Annotated in this window: 16 protein-coding genes; 13 read left to right on the top strand and 3 right to left on the bottom strand. The window is 49.7% G+C overall.

Annotation, left to right across the window (positions count from 1 at the left end):
* The first annotated feature begins 3 nt into the window (after positions 1-3).
* The 4 genes from AB4Z29_RS02005 to AB4Z29_RS01990 all read left to right on the top strand — a co-directional run bounded on the left by AB4Z29_RS02005 (position 4) and on the right by AB4Z29_RS01990 (position 3,738).
* Positions 4-1,068: a sulfate/molybdate ABC transporter ATP-binding protein gene (locus AB4Z29_RS02005; protein WP_441941475.1), complete on the top strand. Its 1,065-nt coding sequence runs from the start codon at positions 4-6 to the stop codon at positions 1,066-1,068.
* Between the two features lie 34 nt (positions 1,069-1,102).
* Positions 1,103-2,173, top strand: coding sequence for a sulfate ABC transporter substrate-binding protein (locus AB4Z29_RS02000; protein ID WP_441941474.1), 1,071 nt, complete (start codon positions 1,103-1,105; stop codon positions 2,171-2,173).
* A 528-nt stretch (positions 2,174-2,701) separates the two neighbouring features.
* The gene (locus AB4Z29_RS01995) at positions 2,702-3,013 is read left to right on the top strand and encodes a DUF1806 family protein (RefSeq protein ID WP_441941473.1); all 312 of its coding nucleotides are present in this window, start codon (positions 2,702-2,704) and stop codon (positions 3,011-3,013) included.
* Positions 3,010-3,738, top strand: a complete 729-nt coding sequence (locus tag AB4Z29_RS01990) for a PIG-L family deacetylase (protein ID WP_441941472.1) — start codon at positions 3,010-3,012, stop codon at positions 3,736-3,738. Before AB4Z29_RS01995 ends, AB4Z29_RS01990 begins: the two co-directional genes overlap by 4 nt.
* Positions 3,739-3,742: 4 nt before the next feature.
* On the opposite strand, the gene AB4Z29_RS01985 is transcribed toward AB4Z29_RS01990, so the two are convergent.
* Complete coding sequence (locus AB4Z29_RS01985) at positions 3,743-4,900, bottom strand: acyl-CoA dehydrogenase family protein (protein WP_441941471.1); 1,158 nt, start codon at positions 4,898-4,900, stop codon at positions 3,743-3,745.
* Positions 4,901-5,052: 152 nt separating this feature from the next.
* Here AB4Z29_RS01985 and AB4Z29_RS01980 point away from each other — a divergent pair, with 152 nt between their 5' ends.
* A complete protein-coding gene (locus AB4Z29_RS01980; protein WP_441941470.1) occupies positions 5,053-6,198 on the top strand; it encodes an MFS transporter in 1,146 nt (381 codons plus the stop codon).
* A 266-nt stretch (positions 6,199-6,464) separates the two neighbouring features.
* Here AB4Z29_RS01980 and AB4Z29_RS01975 read toward each other — a convergent pair whose 3' ends face one another.
* Complete coding sequence (locus AB4Z29_RS01975) at positions 6,465-6,626, bottom strand: hypothetical protein (protein WP_183569095.1); 162 nt, start codon at positions 6,624-6,626, stop codon at positions 6,465-6,467.
* Positions 6,627-6,860: 234 nt separating this feature from the next.
* Here AB4Z29_RS01975 and AB4Z29_RS01970 point away from each other — a divergent pair, with 234 nt between their 5' ends.
* Together AB4Z29_RS01970 and AB4Z29_RS01965 are read left to right on the top strand one after the other, a co-directional pair.
* A complete protein-coding gene (locus tag AB4Z29_RS01970) occupies positions 6,861-7,094 on the top strand; it encodes a hypothetical protein (RefSeq protein WP_441941469.1) in 234 nt (77 codons plus the stop codon).
* 245 nt (positions 7,095-7,339) lie between these two features.
* Positions 7,340-9,451, top strand: a complete 2,112-nt coding sequence (locus AB4Z29_RS01965) for a transglycosylase domain-containing protein (RefSeq protein WP_441941468.1) — start codon at positions 7,340-7,342, stop codon at positions 9,449-9,451.
* Between the two features lie 133 nt (positions 9,452-9,584).
* Here AB4Z29_RS01965 and AB4Z29_RS01960 read toward each other — a convergent pair whose 3' ends face one another.
* Positions 9,585-9,932, bottom strand: coding sequence for a hypothetical protein (locus AB4Z29_RS01960; RefSeq protein WP_441941467.1), 348 nt, complete (start codon positions 9,930-9,932; stop codon positions 9,585-9,587).
* Between the two features lie 302 nt (positions 9,933-10,234).
* Here AB4Z29_RS01960 and AB4Z29_RS01955 point away from each other — a divergent pair, with 302 nt between their 5' ends.
* Genes AB4Z29_RS01955 through AB4Z29_RS01930 form a run of 6 tightly spaced genes read left to right on the top strand, consistent with a single transcriptional unit; the run spans position 10,235 to position 17,439 of the window.
* Complete coding sequence (locus AB4Z29_RS01955; RefSeq protein WP_441941585.1) at positions 10,235-12,091, top strand: IucA/IucC family protein; 1,857 nt, start codon at positions 10,235-10,237, stop codon at positions 12,089-12,091.
* A 31-nt stretch (positions 12,092-12,122) separates the two neighbouring features.
* Entirely contained in the window at positions 12,123-14,033 is a 1,911-nt protein-coding gene (locus AB4Z29_RS01950) for an IucA/IucC family protein (protein WP_441941466.1), read from the top strand.
* Positions 14,011-15,285: an AMP-binding protein gene (locus AB4Z29_RS01945; RefSeq protein ID WP_441941465.1), complete on the top strand. Its 1,275-nt coding sequence runs from the start codon at positions 14,011-14,013 to the stop codon at positions 15,283-15,285. Before AB4Z29_RS01950 ends, AB4Z29_RS01945 begins: the two co-directional genes overlap by 23 nt.
* Entirely contained in the window at positions 15,279-15,572 is a 294-nt protein-coding gene (locus AB4Z29_RS01940) for a petrobactin biosynthesis protein AsbD (protein WP_441941464.1), read from the top strand. The genes AB4Z29_RS01945 and AB4Z29_RS01940 overlap by 7 nt, the downstream gene beginning before the upstream one ends.
* A complete protein-coding gene (locus tag AB4Z29_RS01935) occupies positions 15,569-16,576 on the top strand; it encodes a DUF6005 family protein (protein ID WP_441941463.1) in 1,008 nt (335 codons plus the stop codon). Before AB4Z29_RS01940 ends, AB4Z29_RS01935 begins: the two co-directional genes overlap by 4 nt.
* A complete protein-coding gene (locus AB4Z29_RS01930) occupies positions 16,573-17,439 on the top strand; it encodes a sugar phosphate isomerase/epimerase family protein (protein WP_441941462.1) in 867 nt (288 codons plus the stop codon). Before AB4Z29_RS01935 ends, AB4Z29_RS01930 begins: the two co-directional genes overlap by 4 nt.
* Positions 17,440-17,590 lie beyond the last annotated feature (151 nt).

Below are 17,590 nucleotides of genomic sequence, written 5' to 3'. Positions count from 1 at the left end.
GCCATGCATATTGAAGTACGGAACCTGAACAAAAACTTTGGCGACTTTCATGCCGTTAAGGACGTTAGCTTTGAAATCGAAAAAGGTCATCTGATCGGCTTGCTCGGACCGAGCGGCGGCGGCAAAACGTCCATACTTCGTATGCTGGCGGGGCTTGAGTCCCCTTCCTCCGGCGATATCATTTTCCATGGCAAACGCGTAAACGACCTGCCTCCGCAGGAGCGGGGCATTGGCTTCGTATTCCAAAACTATGCGCTGTTCAAACATATGACGGTATACGACAACATCGCATTCGGATTAAAGGTGAAGAAGCAGTCGAAAGAACAGATTAGAGAACGCGTCATGTATTTGGTTGAGCTTACCGGTCTTAAGGGCTTCGAGCACCGGTATGCCCATCAGCTCTCCGGGGGACAACGGCAGCGCGTAGCATTTGCAAGAGCGCTTGCTCCCGAACCGCAGCTGCTGCTGCTCGATGAGCCATTCGCTGCGATTGATGCCAAGATTCGAACCGAGCTTCGCACTTGGCTGAAGGAAATGATCGAGCGCGTGGGCATCACCTCTATTTTCGTAACGCATGACCAAGAGGAAGCGATTGAGGTAGCGGATGAAATCATGATTATAAGCAAGGGCAAGCTGGAGCAAAAGGGAAGTCCTTGGGATATTTACAAAAATCCAGAAACGCCGTTTGTCGCGAGCTTTATCGGCGAATCCACGATCGTAGACAATATTTCGCAGCTTAAGGGCTTTGAGGATGCGGCGAGCCGTCCCGGCACGAAGGCGCTCATCCGTCCCGAGTATATTGAAATCGGCAAGCCGGGGGAAATTAGGCTGGCTTCCGCAACGCTTCCAGGAAAAGTGAAGCATCTGCATTTCCGAGGCAGCGAGTGGATGGTGGAGCTGCTTATTGGCGATACGAAGCTTATTACGTACCGTTCACTAGAGAAGGAAGTGCTTCATCCAGGCGATGATGTGAGCGTGCTTGTGCACCGTGCCTATCTATTCAACGACAATGAAAGCTGGATTGCAGAGAATACATTAAAGGTTGACCCGATGCCTATTCATATCTAACCAATAAGCGACGTAGAAAGAGTTGTATGCGAACATGAAAATCAACCTGGTAACAAGTCGGCGCATATTCGTGCTGCTTCTTGTCTCTGCACTGCTGCTGCTCGCAGCAGGCTGTGGCAAGGATGAGCAGACGGATGGCAATGCGGCCGGGTCTACCGTACAGGACGGCGATGTAACACTTGTAATCGGTGCATATTCAGTAGTTAAGGATGCTTTTGCCGAGCTGCTGCCTGCTTTCAGAGCCTACTGGTTCGAAGAAACAGGCCAGAAGGTCGCATTTCAGGAGTCCTACGAAGCTTCAGGTACACAGGCTCGCGCGATTGCCGGAGGTTTTGAGGCGGATGTCGCAATTCTAGCGATGGAAGGCGATTTGGACAAAATCGCAGATGCTGGGTTTATTTCGCATGATTGGAGAGCTTCTGAGAGCGGCGGCATGATTACGAATTCAATCGTCGTGCTCGGAACTCGCAGCGGCAATCCGCTTGGGATAAAGGATTGGGACGATTTGACGCGGAAGGGCGTTAAGGTGCTTTATCCCAATCCCAAAACCTCGGGCGGAGCGCAGTGGGACATTAATGCGATATACGGCGCCGGACTGATGCAGTCGGAAGCAAAGAACGGAACTAAGGACGAGGCGTACGCCAAAAGCTTCCTGAAATCGGTTCATGCGAACGTAGAGTCTCTCGATAAAAGCGGGCGCGCCTCCATGGCTGCCTTTGAATATGGAGTCGGCGATGTCATTGTGACCTATGAGAACGAGCTGCTTGCACGTATTAAAAAAGGCGTTGATTACGATATTGTCGTGCCGAAGAGCACGATTCTTATCGAGAATCCGGCAGCGATCGTAGATAAGAATGCGGATAAACATGGTACTCGCAAGGTTGCCGAAGCATTTATTGCTTATTTGCACACCGAAGAGGCTCAGCGGATATTTGTCGAGAATGGCTTCCGCGCGGTGGACGAGAAGATTGCGGCAGAAACGAAGGATCGTTACACGGAACCGGAAGGGCTGTTTGATATTTCGTATTTGGGCGGATGGCCTGAGGTTAGAAAAAATTTATATTCGAAAAAAGGGATTTGGTATCAGGTGCTGGCTGATTTATAATGATGCGTCACTATACGAAAGCTCCTCGGGCCATGGCCCGAGGAGCTTTCTGCATAACAGCGGAATGAAAACAGTTTATCGTGCTGCGGATACTGCTTTTCCAGGTTTACAGCTCTAACCCAAAGACGGTTCGTCGTTGTGCCGGCCGAGGTTATGTCGGAGACATCGTTGCCGTCTTTTATCTTGGCGAATACGAGCGCCTGCTTGTCGAACAGCAGATTCTCATGAATGACGATAGATTACCATATTGTAAGGTTTTGTTCAAATATAGGAAAGTATAGGATTTCGCCATCCTTTCTCTATATTTCTCGGTATGAAACRCGCTGCGCCGCCAAAGGACGTCGACAGCCGTTTCACCTTGAAATATAGGAAAGTATAGGATTTCGCCATCCTTTCTCTATATTTCTCGGTATGAAACGCGCTGCGCCGCCAAAGGACGTCGACAGCCGTTTCACCTTGGTGAAAACAGAATACCCATGCTAAAATATAAAGAAGCTATCTATTTAGTAGAAGGAGTATGAATCGAATATGAACCCTATAGACAAGCAGAAGCTGCAAGCGGCATTTGCATTATTTCAAGCTCAAGACGTCTATTTGCATAGCGAAGCGACATCATTCGTATTTGTTCGGAATTTCAAAGTGAGGCTGGAAGAGGCCATGATTGCAGGCGATGGCCCTTATCGGGTAGCTCTGCGCTTCGATCAAGCAGGCTGGCTGCGAGCCGTGAGCCTTACCCATTACGAGCTAGCGGCTGACGGAAAGCTTCTGTTAGCCGGATATGACGAAAGAGGCAGAATGAATGTCGCTTTGCAGCTTGGAAAGGAGCCGTTTCCGGAATGAGCAGAACAACCGAAGCAGCAAAACGTAAAATCCTTGCCGTATTCGCTCATCCAGATGATGAGTCGTTTATATGCGGAGGTACACTGGCGAAGTATGCGGATCTGGGAGCCGAGATCACGCTCGTAAGCGCTACTCGCGGTGAAATGGGGCGGCGTATGGGAAACCCGCCTTATGTCAATCGGGAAACGATGCCGGATATTCGCGAGAACGAGCTGAGGAAGGCTTGCGAAGAACTAGGGATTCAACAACTGATCTTTTTGGATATACGTGACAAAATGGTCGAGTTTTACGATTCGGAGCGCTTGACTGCGCGGATTGGCGAGCTTATGGACGCTAATAAACCGGATGTCGTTCTGACTTTTCATGAAACATTGGGCGGCCATCCCGACCATTGCGCGATCGGGAAAGCAACGTCCGAGGCATTCCGCCGAACTCAGCAGAAGGGGTCACTTTTTTACATCAGCTTCGGCGATGCGATGAAAACACCGGAGCTATTCGGCTATACGAAGCAGGATATCATTCGAATCGATGTCCGAGAGAATTTGCCGGCCAAGCTTGCCGCTTTCAGGGCGCATCGCTGCCAGACGGAGATCGATGAGTGGGTTTGGCTGCCTGATCGCGATGCGCTTGCAAGGCTCGGCGCGTATGAATACTTCATAGCAGGCAATCGAAGCCATGAGCCGCTTGTCTCAGGCGATTTATTCCAAGCGCAGCAAGGTCGTTAACGGATTAACGCTGCTCGTTCAAAGCACTCGTTGCGAGTGTATGCAGCACGGTATTGTCCATAGGCGGGTTATGCAGGCCAGCCCGCACATCGCGGTAATAGCGCTCAAGCGGCAGGCTCCTGGATAAGCTTGATCCGCCTACGATTCGCATGGCGATATCCACTACCTTAATCGCATGATTGGTAGCTACATATTTGGCTACGCCTAGCTCTGGCCTCAGATGGGGACGATTTGCCGGTTCACGATCCCAGCGCCCAGCTGCTTCGTAGAGTAGAGAACGAGCCGTCCGCAGCTCGACTTCCATCTGCCCGATCGATTGCTGGACGGTCGGAAGCTCTGCTATGGGACCTTGCAGGTGGTTAGGCCGATAGGATTGCGCGAAGGAAATTGCAAAATCCCGCGCGGCAAGCGCAATGCCAATGTAGCAAGCCGGAATATGCAGGAGCCAGCCGCCTCCGTCATCTACCCCTTTGCCTGTAAGTCGATGCTCGTCCGCGGCGAAAACTTCGCTTAACACGACGTCATGGCTGCCTGTGCCGCGCATGCCAAGCGTATCCCAGGTTTCATGAACGGTTACGTTTTCGTTCCTGAAAACAAGAAAATCAGCTGCCGTTTCCTCCTCGGGTATATAGGCCGTTACGACGAAGCGATCAAGTATCGGCGAAAGTGTACTGAACGTTTTGCGTCCGGAGATGAGCCAGCCTCCTTCCGCTTGGATGGCCGTCGTTTCGGGCTTGCCGCCGCGGCTTGGGCTTCCAGATCCTGCTTCGCTGGCGAACGTATTGATCATGGCGCCTTTCGAGACGACGTCTCGGCAGAGCTCTGCGAATAGCGGCTCTGGCCATTTCCGTGTTGTTCGGAGATGGAGCATCTGGCCCAGATGCCAGCCAACGGCGAGTGCCGTAGATCCATCGCCGTAGGCGAGTCGCTCTTGCTGCGTGACGAGCTCGTGCAGTGATAGTTCGCCACCGCCATACTCGGCAGGAACCGTGAGCTTCAAATATCCGGCCTCCAGCAGGTCGGCGAAATTGTCATGTGGGAAGCTGCCTGCCTTGTCATGTTTATCCGCTCTTGCGGCAAAACGTGCAGCAAGCTCAGCCGTTTTATCGGCCAGATGCTGTTCTTCTGCGCTGCGTATGTATTGGTCGATTAATCGTCCCATCTATATGCACTCCTTATATTTTCGATAAATGCTTATTGTATAGGAATAGACGATAGTGTGCGGATAGAAATAATAGTACCATAGCTCCGGAGGTTAAAGGTAATCGACGTTTGGAAAGACAGCATGATTCTATGACATAGGGGAGAAAAGCCGTGAGAAGCCTAGCAAGCTATTATTTTCTGCTATATCTGGCCGTGTCGGTCGTAATGCCTTATACGAGTCTTTTTTTCAGCGAAAAAGGATTTAGCAATACAGTCGTGGGGCTTATCTTATCGTTATGGGCGCTGATTAGCGTAGTATCGCAGCCGATCATGGGCATGCTTAACGATCGGCTCAGCAATCCGCGGCAAATTCTGCTCGTGTCAGCGATTGCGGCACCGCTTATTGGAATTGGCTTTCTCTACTTTGATAGTCTCGGTGCCATTATCGTCATCTCTGTTTTTTTCGTATGGTTCCAATCCTCGATGGGACCGCTTAGCGATTCCATAGCGGTCGATATCGGGAATAGAGAAGGTTTTTCATTCGGCAGCGTGCGGCTTTGGGGTGCGCTCAGCTATGCGATTGGCGCCTTTGTGACAGGCTTCTTATATGAACGATACGGCTACGAGCATATCTTCTGGTACTATCTCGGAGTGAATGCCGTGCTGACGCTATTCATATTCCTGCTGCCCAAAGCGAAGCCTGTCTTCAAAAAAGCAACCATTATCGAACAAATTAGCGAGGTAAGCCGAAACAAGCCTTTTCTCATATTTGTCGGAATCAGCATGCTGGCTTTTATGTCCGTATCGATAAATTTCTCGTTTCTTCCGATTTATTTCAAGGAGCTTGGATTTGATAAAAGCTTGCTCGGCAGTGCTTTTGCGGTAGCGGCTATTATCGAGGTTCCGATGTTCTGGGTTTCGGCGAGACTCAGCAGAAAAATAGGGCATTACCAGGTGCTATGCATTGCCGCAGCCATCTATGCGCTCAAATACTTGATGCTGTTTGCATTTGCGGATGTTTATTTAACGCTCGTATTGCAGCTGCTGGACGGTATAGCGTTTGCCTTTGTGGCAGGGACGGCAGTCGAAGTGGTGGAGAGCTATTCCAGCGAGCGAACAAGAGCAACGCTGCAAACCGTATTTGCGGCGATTACATGGGGATTAGGCGGTATTGTCGGCAATGCAGCCGGGGGAGTAATGGTGGATCATCTTGGCGTCCAGTCCTTGTATCTCATTCTTGGCATATTCTGCGCGACAGCCTCCATTCTCTATGCCGTAACGAGAAAATTTGCGCAAGAGAGCAAGGTTGAAATATAGCGGACATATTTTTCAAGTGAATGGGTTTCTCAAAAGGATGAAACAGTATCGGCCAATCCTCCAAAAAGCAAAAAATAACCTTCGACGCCACGTTAGTGAAGTGCTCCCATCATAGTAGACAGTAGAAAAAACAAAAATTCTACTTCTAACTTGATGGGAGCATATCATTAGAGTGGAGCTGAAGGTTATTTTTTATCCCATAGTTCGTACAACGTAGAGGCTGAAATTTTCAAGCGCTGCTTTTGAAACAGCTCATGATGATGCTTTTAGAACATGGGGAAGACGTACCGTACAAGGAAGTATAACGCCCCAAAAAATATAATGATGTAAGCTGCGTATTTAATAAACGTGGACGCGACCAAGCTGGAATCGGATTTTTTCTCAACATGACGTTCTTCAATTTCCACATTGCGATGTCCCGTTGCCATTTGAACCACTCCTTTAGTGATTTGGATAGTCTCAAATACCCACATGAATCGATTGTGAATCAGCAAGATTAGTCAGAATTCGATCATTTCTTGGGAAATAATCGAAAACCAGCTTTTTAGAAAAAAGGTTCTCATCGGTGTATGGCTGCATATAGTAGTTAACGAAGCCCTATTGCTGCAAGTTCGCACGTAGCTTTGCAAAATCATAGAATTGGGCGGCAGGAGGCCAATAAGTTGATTGAGGATTGGAATCAGTTGAGCAGGAGAGGCGAAGCAAATGTGATAAACGGCGAAGTATACTATGAAATTGAGCAGACGATCGAGGAGCTTGAAACCTATTTGGAAGCGAACCCGGAGGATGAAATTGCATGGGTGCAGTACAAGCAATTTCTGAACAAGCGGGCCAATTACAATCTGCTGCTGGCGGAGGCATATGGGGAGTTTACTCATCTGATGATGCAGGCGTAATCCAATAGATCAAAGATGACGACTTTAAGGACAGGCTTCGCAGCTTGATGCTTCGAAGTGGACCTATATGCGGCAGAAGAATGTTTATACTTGTTTGAAATGGTCTAAGAAATGCTAGAGAGCAGGCTGCTGCGCTCTGGCATTTTTTTATGAGCGGGTTGCATAGTGGACACACATGCGCTGAAAAATGGTGCAGCCTGCGAATAGTGTAAAAAGAAGAATAGTATCAACATGGGGGAAACAGCATGAAAAAGAAATCTGGATTATCAAAGAAAAGAAAAACAATAAAAATGTTAATGATTTTGGCTGCAGCGGTCCTGCTCATTATGATGCTGGGCGGCTGGACGACCTTTCGGCTAATGATTGACGCACAGGACATCAAGCGGCTCGATGTGCCGCTGCCGGCTGCGACGGTCGTATATGACAAGGATGGTAAAGAAGCAACACGCATTGCATTCAACAAAATAGAAGAAATGAATTATTCGGATATTCCAAAACATATGGTCGATGCCGTTGTGGCGGTTGAGGACAAGCGGTTTTTCAAGCATGACGGCATGGATGTGCGCGCCATTAGCCGAGCTGTCGTGACCAACTTTACATCGGGCGGAACCGTTCAAGGCGGAAGCACGATTACGCAGCAGCTAGCCAAAAATGTCTTCTTGTCGCAGGAGCGGACGTGGTCGAGGAAGTGGAACGAGCTGCTGCTGGCGCAAAAAATTGAGGAGCATTACAGCAAGCAGCAGATTATGGAGATGTATCTGAACCAAATTTATTATGGGGAAGGCGCATGGGGAATTAATCGGGCTGCTAGCACGTATTTCGGCAAGGAGGCCGAGCAGTTGACCGTAGCAGAGGCAGCCTTGCTGGCGGGATTAATTAAAGCTCCATCCGCACTAACCCCCTATAAGCATAAAGAGAAGGCACTGGAGAGGCGAAATGTTGTGCTTCAGCTTATGAAGGAGCAGGGACTGATTACCGAAGCGATTTACAGAAGCGCCTTGGAAGAGCCGATTGTCCTATTGAGCGCGAAGCCTAACCGGGTCGATGACATCCATTATCCATATTATGTCGATCAAATTATCCGTGAAGCAATGGCTGAGTATGGCCTATCAGAGAATGAGGTGCTTCAGGGCGGTCTGCGCATTTATACGGAATTGAATACGGACATGCAGCAAGCAGCGGAGCAGGTATATGCGAAGAATTCACTATTTCCCGAGAGCGCGAAGGATCAGCTTATCCAAAGCGGCACTGTCCTTGTAGATCCGCGAAACGGCGGCATTCGCGCGCTTGTTGGCGGGAGAGGCGAGCAGCCCTTCCGAGGCTTTAACAGAGCCACGCAGTTGAAGCGTCAGCCAGGCTCTACGATTAAGCCGGCAGTCGTCTATACGCCTGCATTGGAGCTTGGATATATGCCTGCGGATGAGCTGGTAGACGAACCAGTCAACATAAACGGTTATGAGCCTCAGAATGCAGACGGTTCCTTTCACGGAAAGGTATCATTGTACGAAGCGCTTATTCATTCCTACAATATTCCAGCCGTGAAGCTATTGAATGAAATGGGAATTCAAAAAGGAATGGATGCTGCTGACAGATTCGGCATTCCATTGTCAAAGGAAGATCAATCATTGGGACTTGCGCTTGGCGGTCTTCACGAAGGCGTGGCACCGGTCCATATGGCTGAGGCATTCGGTGTGTTTGCCAATGACGGCGTAAGGATCAACGCGCATGCGATAACTCGTATCGAATCCGCAGAGGGCGAGGTATTAGGTTTATTCGAGCAGGATAAGCGCAGCTCGAAGGTGACAGAGCCAGCCGTTGCCCGCATGATGACTGCCATGCTGCAGGGCGTTATTGGGGAGGGAACGGGGACTTCGGCAGCTTTAGAAGGTCGCGTGCTTGCAGGCAAATCCGGAACGACGCAAATGCCGGGGACTGAAGGCTACGGCGCGAAGGATAACTGGTTTGTAGGCTATACGCCTCAGCTGGTTGGGGCGGTGTGGCTAGGTTACGATCAGACCGACAGCAGCCATTATTTGTCCACAAGCTCTAAAGCGGCAGCATCCGTATTCCAAGCGTTGTTTACAGCAGCTTTGAAGAATGAGCCGGTACTTTCTTTCCCGGACACTCCTGAGCTTATATTGAATAAGAAGAAAGAAAGCAATAAGGATAAAGACAACGATAAGGCTGAGGACAAAAAAAAGAACGAAAAGGAAAAGCGTGAAAAAGAAAAAAAAAATGAGAAGTCAAAAAAAGAACGTGAAAGAGAAGAGAAGAAGGACCGAAAAAGTAGGGAGAACAAAGAGAGAGACAGGGATGGCGAACAGAAGGATAGGGATAGGGATAGGGGCAGGGATTAAGACTAGGAAAACGACTAAATAGACAAAGGTTTAACGTCATAGTTCTATAGATAGAGAAGAACGGTCTCCCCGAGCGCAGCTTAACGGGAGACCGTTCTTTTGGCTTGAGCGGTTTTTCCTAGATCCCTGCCGGCTATTTTCCTTTGGCTACAAAAAAACCGATCAGGATAATAGCAAGCCCTGTCCATGTTCGCCACGAAGGCGTTTCCCTCATAAAGATGAAGCCCATAAGCAGTGATACAAACAGCTCAATTCCTTTGGAGGCAAGCAACACGTAGCCTAAGCTACCTATCGCCTTATACCCCCATTTAATGCCATAGCCAATACATAGATTAGCGATGAGAAACAACGGTAAAGCCAGCAGTTGAAATTTGAGGGTTGTCCAGAAATGGGGATCAATGTGCTTGTTCTGATACGAATATACCGCATTGACGACAAGCAATCCCGTAAGCAGCAGAGCTGAGCTGTAGATGTAATGCAAGAAGGGCCTCCAACCGTTTTTGTCTTATGTAAATAATGTTTCCACACAGCAACATATTTATGAATGAGCAAAAAAAACAAAACGGATTTATGTCGAATGGTGACGAACAAAAACAAGGGAAGAAGGCTTCGTAGTTAAAAAGAACCATTTTTATCCAGATGGTTGTATTGATAATGATAATCATTTACGATATCAAATGAAGTAAATGCCGCAGCACACAAACGTTCGAACAGGGAGGTAATTTTATCGTTAACACGTCGCAAACGAGTGATGAGGCGAAGGGAAAGACTCGCAAGCTATCGATACATGATCAAGCTCATTCCGATGCGAAGCGATTCGCCGAAGAAGCTACTATAACGAATGTTCTCAACTGTTATTTGCGTGAGACGGGTATTGATCATTGCATCGGGCCTCTCCTTTCTGTTGAGCTTCCTGTAAAAAGGAATCGATTCGATTCGATCCATTATTTGCACATTCATCTGTGCCGCCAGCAAGTTGATGTGTATGCCGCAGTCCAATACGTATCCGCTACCGGAGTGCATCGATACGAGTTTCCTCTGTTCTACCGCAACTCTCCGCAAGGGACGATGCTAGAGGCTGATTATTTGACGTTAACGGCATTACTGGTGAAGGAGCTATCCATCATTTATGAGAATGGCCAATTCGCCGGGGAATTCGTTTATCGGGTTATCCAGAGCTGCCATCATATTCAGTCATTCATCGAAGCGAGGTTAGACGATTGCGATAGCCTTTACGGAACATTGTTCACTTTCATCGACGCGGAGCAATCATTGATTTTTGGCCATTCAATGCATCCGACTCCCAAAAGCAGGCAAGGCATTCCCGATACAAGAAAAATAGATTATTCCCCTGAGCTGAAGGGAAAGCTGCGCATGCATTATTTTGCGGCTAGAACCCAGATCGTCAAGGAAGGCTCTTGTTTAGAGCAATCAGCAACGGTTTGGATCAAAAAGCATCTATCCGAGCAGGAACAATTGAAGTCCCATCCGATTCAAAACTATGTCCGCTCTAACGAGTGGTCAATCCTCCCCGTGCATCCCTTGCAAGCAGAACATATGCTGAGCGCGCCGGAGGTTCATGGCTGGCTGGATTCCGGCATGCTGCTCAATCTAGGGCAGCTGGGCGAGGAATATTATGCTACCTCTTCCATACGCACGCTCTATCATGCGAGAGCCCCATTCATGATAAAGGTATCTGCCCCCATAAAAGTAACGAATTCGCTTCGGATCAACAAAACAAGGGAGCTTGGCTGCGGCGGGGAAGTCATGAGGCTCTTTGGCACCGCGGTTGGTGATGTGAGCAGGCATTATCCTGGCTTTACCATCGTTCATGATCCTGCATTCATTACGCTTCAGTCACAATTGAAAGCTGAATCCGGCTTTGAGGTCGTGCTTCGCATGAACCCATTCATGAATAAGCAAGCGGAGCAAGTCACGTTAATCGCGGCGCTTGTGCAGCAGGCCATGCCTGGCAGCAGATCACGATTGGCGAACATCATTGAAGCAATCGCACTGCGTGAAGGAAGATCGGCTGCCGAAGTAAGCAAGGACTGGTTCAAACGCTATTTGAAGCTCTCCCTTTGCCCAATGCTGTGGCTATACATGAAATACGGAGTGGCGCTAGAAGCTCATCAGCAGAATAGCGTGATTCGGCTAGAGGAAGGCTACCCGGCTCATTATTATTACCGCGATAATCAAGGCTATTATTTCTGCGAATCGATGAGGGCGGTGCTGCAGCAGGCTTTACCGGGTATTGGGGATGCGACAGGCAATTTCTATGAAGATCAAGTCGTCGATGAGCGATTTTGCTATTACGTCATCATAAATCATATGTTTGGCTTGATACAGGGCTTTGGCTCAGAAGGCTTAATCGCGGAAAGCGAGCTTCTGATGGAGCTAGTCACTGTGCTTGTTGCCCATCTTCCGCTCAGCCGTGACGGCTCCGCTTTGCTTGAGATGCTGCTGGAGAATGATAAGCTGCCCTGCAAAGCGAATCTGCTGACTCGCTTCCATGACGTGGATGAGCTTGCGGGAAGCCATGAGACCCCGGCTATCTATGTTCAAATAGATAATCCCGTCTATCGTACCGTTCAGGACTCAAGCCTGGAAGCCTCACGAAAGCTGACAGCTGCGTTATGATCCAATAGGCAAGCAAAAGGAGGGAGCAACATTGCTTCGGCAGGCGCATCAGGTTAGCGAGGCAATCGCTTCGCCTATTTACAAACAGGTTACGGAAAGAATCGTTAGGCAGCTGTTGGAATCGCTGCTCTACGAACAGATTGTTATGCCTCGTCAGGAAAAAAACGGGGAAAAGCTCGTCTTTAGGATGGATGGCAAGGATGCATTCGGGCAAATGGTGACCTACAGCTGCTCAGGCAGAAGGGCCTATACGTTCGGGAGAATTAAACTTGAACGAGATTCTGTCATTCGGACAGTGAACAATGCTGTATATCAGGATTTGCAGCCAGGACAGGTGCTGTTCGAGCTTCTAGCAGGCAATGGAGAAGGAAACGGCAGCGGCAATCTTAGGGCGATGGCTGAGGAGCTCGAACAAACGCGGCTCAAGGACGTTCTCGCGCAATATGAGCGAGCGATGCGCTTCTTACCGTTAAAAGGTTTATCTTTTGATGAGCTGGAGAGGGAAGTGATGGACGGACATCCATACCATCCATGCTACAAGTCAAGGATGGGCTTTCATTATGAGGACAATTATGCTTACGGCCCGGAGTACAAGCAAGAGCTTCGCCCCTTGTGGGTGGCTATCGACAAAAAGATCGCTAAATCAGCGATCATAGGCGGGGCGAGCTTTGAGCAATTGCTTGTTGAAGAGCTGGGCGAAGAGCAAATGGCTGCGTTCCGCGATCGGCTGGTGCAGGCTGGCTGCGATCCGCTGCGATACATATGGCTGCCTGTGCACCCCTGGCAATGGAGAAACAAAATTGTCCCCGCTTTCATAAATGAACTGCATGATAAGCAAATTGTCCTCTTGGGCAGCGGCACGGACGCTTATCTGGCTCAGCAGTCGATACGAACGCTATCCAATGCATCCCATCCCCAAAAGGCCAGCGTGAAGCTTTCCTTGCATATCCGAAACACGTCATCCGTTCGCTCGCTTACTCCTCATTCAGTCGTCAGCGCGCCAGCTGTTTCAGAATGGTTGAGCAGAATCGCCCAGGCAGACAGCTATTTCAATAACGAGGCACGCGTCATTATTTTGAAGGAATTCGCCGGTGTGACCTTTCAAGCTGACGCAGAGGCGGAATGCAGCGATCCACGGGAGATTGAGCGTTACGGAGCACTGGGAACGATTTGGCGAGAGAGCGTGCATAGGTATTTGGCAGCCGATGAGCAAGCAGTTCCATTCCACGCCTTGTATGCGCTTGAATCTGACGGGACGCCGTTTATCGATCCGTGGATACAGCGAATCGGCATTACGGTATGGCTGGAGAAGCTGCTTGAAGTCGCGATGCTGCCTGTCGTTCATTTGCTCGTTATGCACGGAATAGCTCTAGAATCACATGCGCAGAACATGATTCTTGTGCATCAAAACGGCTTGCCGGCTAGGGTAGCGCTCAAAGATTTCCATGAAGGCGTCGAATATTGCGAGGCTTGGGCAAGCTCCATCGTTCCGCCTCCTCGATTCACAGAAATCCATCCCGTCTACGCCCAAGGGAAGCTGGATGATTACTACGAGATGAAGGAATGCTCATCGCTTGTCGCAATGACGCTTGACGCTTTGTTCATGATTAATTTAGGCGAGCTGGCACTCCTGCTTCATGATCGGTACGGCTTCAGGGAGGAAGATTTCTGGAAGCTTGCCGTTAAGGTTCTCTCCGCGCATCAGAAGCAATATCAAGACGAGTGCGAGCGCTTCAAGCAATTCGACCTTTTCGTGCCAAGCTGTCCCGTCGAGCAGCTCGCGAACAGCAGGCTGCAATCGGAAGCAATCGAGCACTGCCATATGGTTGAGAATCCGTTGTATTCGGCGATGGAAGAGCTGGTACGCGAAGAACGGATAGCGCTTGGTGAGAAAAAAAATAGAGAGGAGCTGCACAGCTATGCTTCAGGTCAATCGAAATAAAATATCCGTGGCGGAGCATGAACGGAACTGGCATGCCTATTTGAGATTGCCGCATCTGCAAAAACCGCAGGGGAAGCGTTTCGCTTTATGCATCTCCGATGCCGCGCAGCTGATATCGTTAGTGCTGTATCTGAAGGAATATGGAGGCTCCATATTGCTCATGCATGGCGGTACGCCGTTTGAAGCAGCGCTCTCAACGATGGAGGAAGCTGGATGCGCGGGATTGATCTATCAGGAGCCGGCAACATATTTCGCCAATCATGGCTCAGCAGCCGTTATCACGGACAACGAAGCGATGGTATACCAGTTCAGCTCGGGGACGACGGGCTACCCGAAGCTCCTCGGCCGGAGCTGGCACATGATACAGGATGAAATCGCGTCTTACAACGATGCAATCGGGCTAAGTGCCGAAACCACGCCGATCGTATTGACGCCTGTCACCCATTCATACGGCTTATTATGCGGTGTGTTAGCTTCCCTATCCAGAGGAGCAGAGCCTATTGTCGTGACGAATGCAAATCCGAAGCTTACGCTAGGGCTCATACGCGACTTTCCGGATCATATCGTATACGGCGTACCGGCCCAGCTGCAAACCATTGCCGCTTTAAGCCATGCGCAAGTGAAGCTGAATAGGCTGATGAGCTCGGGGATGCCTATGTCTGTCCGCCAATTCGAGCAGCTCGGTCAAACGGGAAGCACCCTGCTGCAGCAATATGGCTGCTCGGAGGCAGGCTGCATCAGCTTGAGCACGAGAATGAAATCGGTGCATGATTTAGGATTGCCGCTTCGCAAATGGAAGGTTAGTGCTGCTTCGGCTGACGGTGAGCCGCTGATGAAGGGGACGCCAGCTGAACTCGTTGCCGAGTCTTCCGAATTAAAGGTGAGAACGGGCGATCTCGGACTTGTACATGCCGATGGAACGCTTACCTATGTATCGAGGCTTGATGATGTGATCAACGTTGGCGGCCTTAAGGTGTACCCTCTCGAGGTAGAGGCGGTTATCGCTTTAATGCCAGGGATCAAAGAGAATGTCATTTATCGCGGGAACCATCCGATTGCAGGCGATAAGGTCAGATGCCTGGCTGTCGCCGAGGAGACGATACAGCCTGAGGCGGTGCGGGAATGGTGCTTGAAGCGGCTTCCTGCCTACAAGGCTCCGCTTGATATTGCTCTCGTGAGCGAAATCCCAAAAGGTGCTACCGGTAAAATAAGCAGGCGTCAATTGGAGCTGGAGGAGGTTGTGCAATGTTAAGAGCAGAGGCCAAGGAAAAGCTGGAGCAGCTCCTCATCCATCGTTTGGAATCGGAAACGGTAAGGAAGCTGCAGCCCTTGGAAGAAAGCATTCGGTTAAATGAGGATTTATATTTGGATTCGGTCATGATTCTGCAGCTTATCGTATTTATCGAAGAAGATATGAGGCTTTTTGTGCCGGAGGACGAGGTAGACCCAAGCGTGTTTGGGACGGTTGGCTCTTTGCTGGATTTTATCATGAAGCTGGAATCACTCGACTTGAACGTGGCAGGTGATCTTGGACGATGATGAATCAGCCGCTTGAGGGAGAAGAGTCGATAAAGGTCCATTGCTTAATCAGCTGTTTATGTGAAATTGTGAAACGAAACAGCTCTGTTGATTACAGGCCATTTTATTTTGGAGTATGGGACGGGGACTTTGTCGTAAATGAGAACGAGGAGCTGTCTTATTTCTCGAAGGACATCACGCATGAGGCTTATTTGAATTGGTACACGCAGCTGTTCGGACTGCCGGTAAAAGAATGGTATGATTTCTCGCGCAGCAAGGCATACAATGTCGAGGTGCTGCTCCAATTGCTGGAGGAGAAGCCTGCGCATCGGTCCATTATCGTTCACATTGACATGGCGCTTATGCCGGAGCGTGAAAATAAATTTCACCAGAAGCCGTTTCCGCATTTTCTCATGATTGAGAAAACAGATAATGAGGACGAATGGTTCATGTGCGATCCGGATTTTCGCTGGGAGGGCATCGTGCGCCGCGAGCGCGTGCTTGAGGCGATAAGAGGCAATGCATTCGGCGGTGGTTATTATATAGACGCCATCCGTATTCAAGAGCCTGCCAGGGAGAACGTGGAGCAGCTGTTTTTGGCCACCTTCAAGGGGGACCGTAATGAACTGACCGCACAAATCAGAGGCATTGTCGCAAGGCTGTCGGCAGGCGGCGAAGCAGAACAGCTGCGTCGCCTTACGCCTTCGCTGCGCCAGCTGAAGGTGCTCGCCATAAGAAAATACGGCTATGAGCATGCTTTTATGTATTTGATGCCGGAGCGGGATCCAAGTGATTCTGCGTTCATTCGCTACAGTGACCTGGTCGAGGAGCTGGTGCAGGGCTATACGACGGTCCAGTATTTAGCGATTAAGCTGGCCACTACGTACCGAATGGAGCTTGTTGAAACCATTCACACACACTTGGACCGCCTTGACGACGTTGAAAAACAGATTAAACAGGGACTTGAGCAGTTTTTCTTCCGATGGCGCGAGCATGCAGCTGTCGAAGCAGGAGGTCCGATATGAAAATCGCGTTATGCACGATCTCGTTCCGCCATCAGTTAATTTCTATGAATGAATTGATTGCATTCGCTGCTGCGAATGGGTTTAACGGCATCGAGCTATGGGGAACGCATGCCCGCAGCATTTATGAGGCTAAGGGCAGCTATGGCCGAATGGAAGATCCGGGAGCGCAGATCACAAAGCACGGACTGGAAGTATCGATGCTAAGCGATTACTTGAATATTGCTCTTGATGTAGACTATTCCCGGATTGCGGAGCAGACCAAGCAAGTGATTGCGCTCGCTAATTGGTTTAACGTGAGCCGTATCCGCACGTTTGCAGGCGAACGGCCAAGCGGGGAAGCAGGAAGGGCGGAATGGACGCAATATCTCGAACGGCTGCGGTTCATCGGCGATTTGTGCGCAAGTGCAGGCAAAAAGCTGCTGCTAGAGACCCATCCGAATACGCTGGCCGACCGATTGGACAGCACGCTGCGATTGATGGAGGAGCTTGACCATCCTGCCATTCGGCTTAACCTGGACGTATTCCATATGTGGGAATCGGGAGCTGACCCGCTAGCATCGCTAGCACTGCTTAACCCATGGGTCGACTACTATCACTTGAAAAATAGTGCTTCACTTCAGCAAGCCAAGCTGTTTGAGCCGCATAATGTGTATTCGCCGAGCGGAGACCGCAGCGGAATGGTTCCGCTGTGCGAGGGGGCCATCGATTACCGACCCGTGCTGGAGCAAATAAAAAGGGATGCAAATGGCGCACAAGCGGACCGTTTCGCCTCGCTCGAGTGGTTCGGTGCGAACAGCCAAGCAGTATTGGCCCAAGATATCGCGTTTATTCGAAAAGCACATGCTGTGCAGCCTATTGGATAATCTTCCATTAGGGTGAACGATTCTGTTGTACGACATCGCAATAGCCTAAAAAGAAGCAAGCTCCGCTGGGGGTTGCTTCTTTGCCGTGTCCAATAGACATCATGTAGCGTTTTAATGGCAATTCGTATATGCTAGATTTATATAAAGGAGC

This window comes from Paenibacillus sp. 2TAB23 (assembly GCF_052115165.1).
Taxonomy (GTDB): domain Bacteria; phylum Bacillota; class Bacilli; order Paenibacillales; family Paenibacillaceae; genus Pristimantibacillus.
The sequence above is the reverse complement of the archived record's forward strand: the minus strand, read 5'-3'. Positions and strand labels throughout refer to the sequence as shown.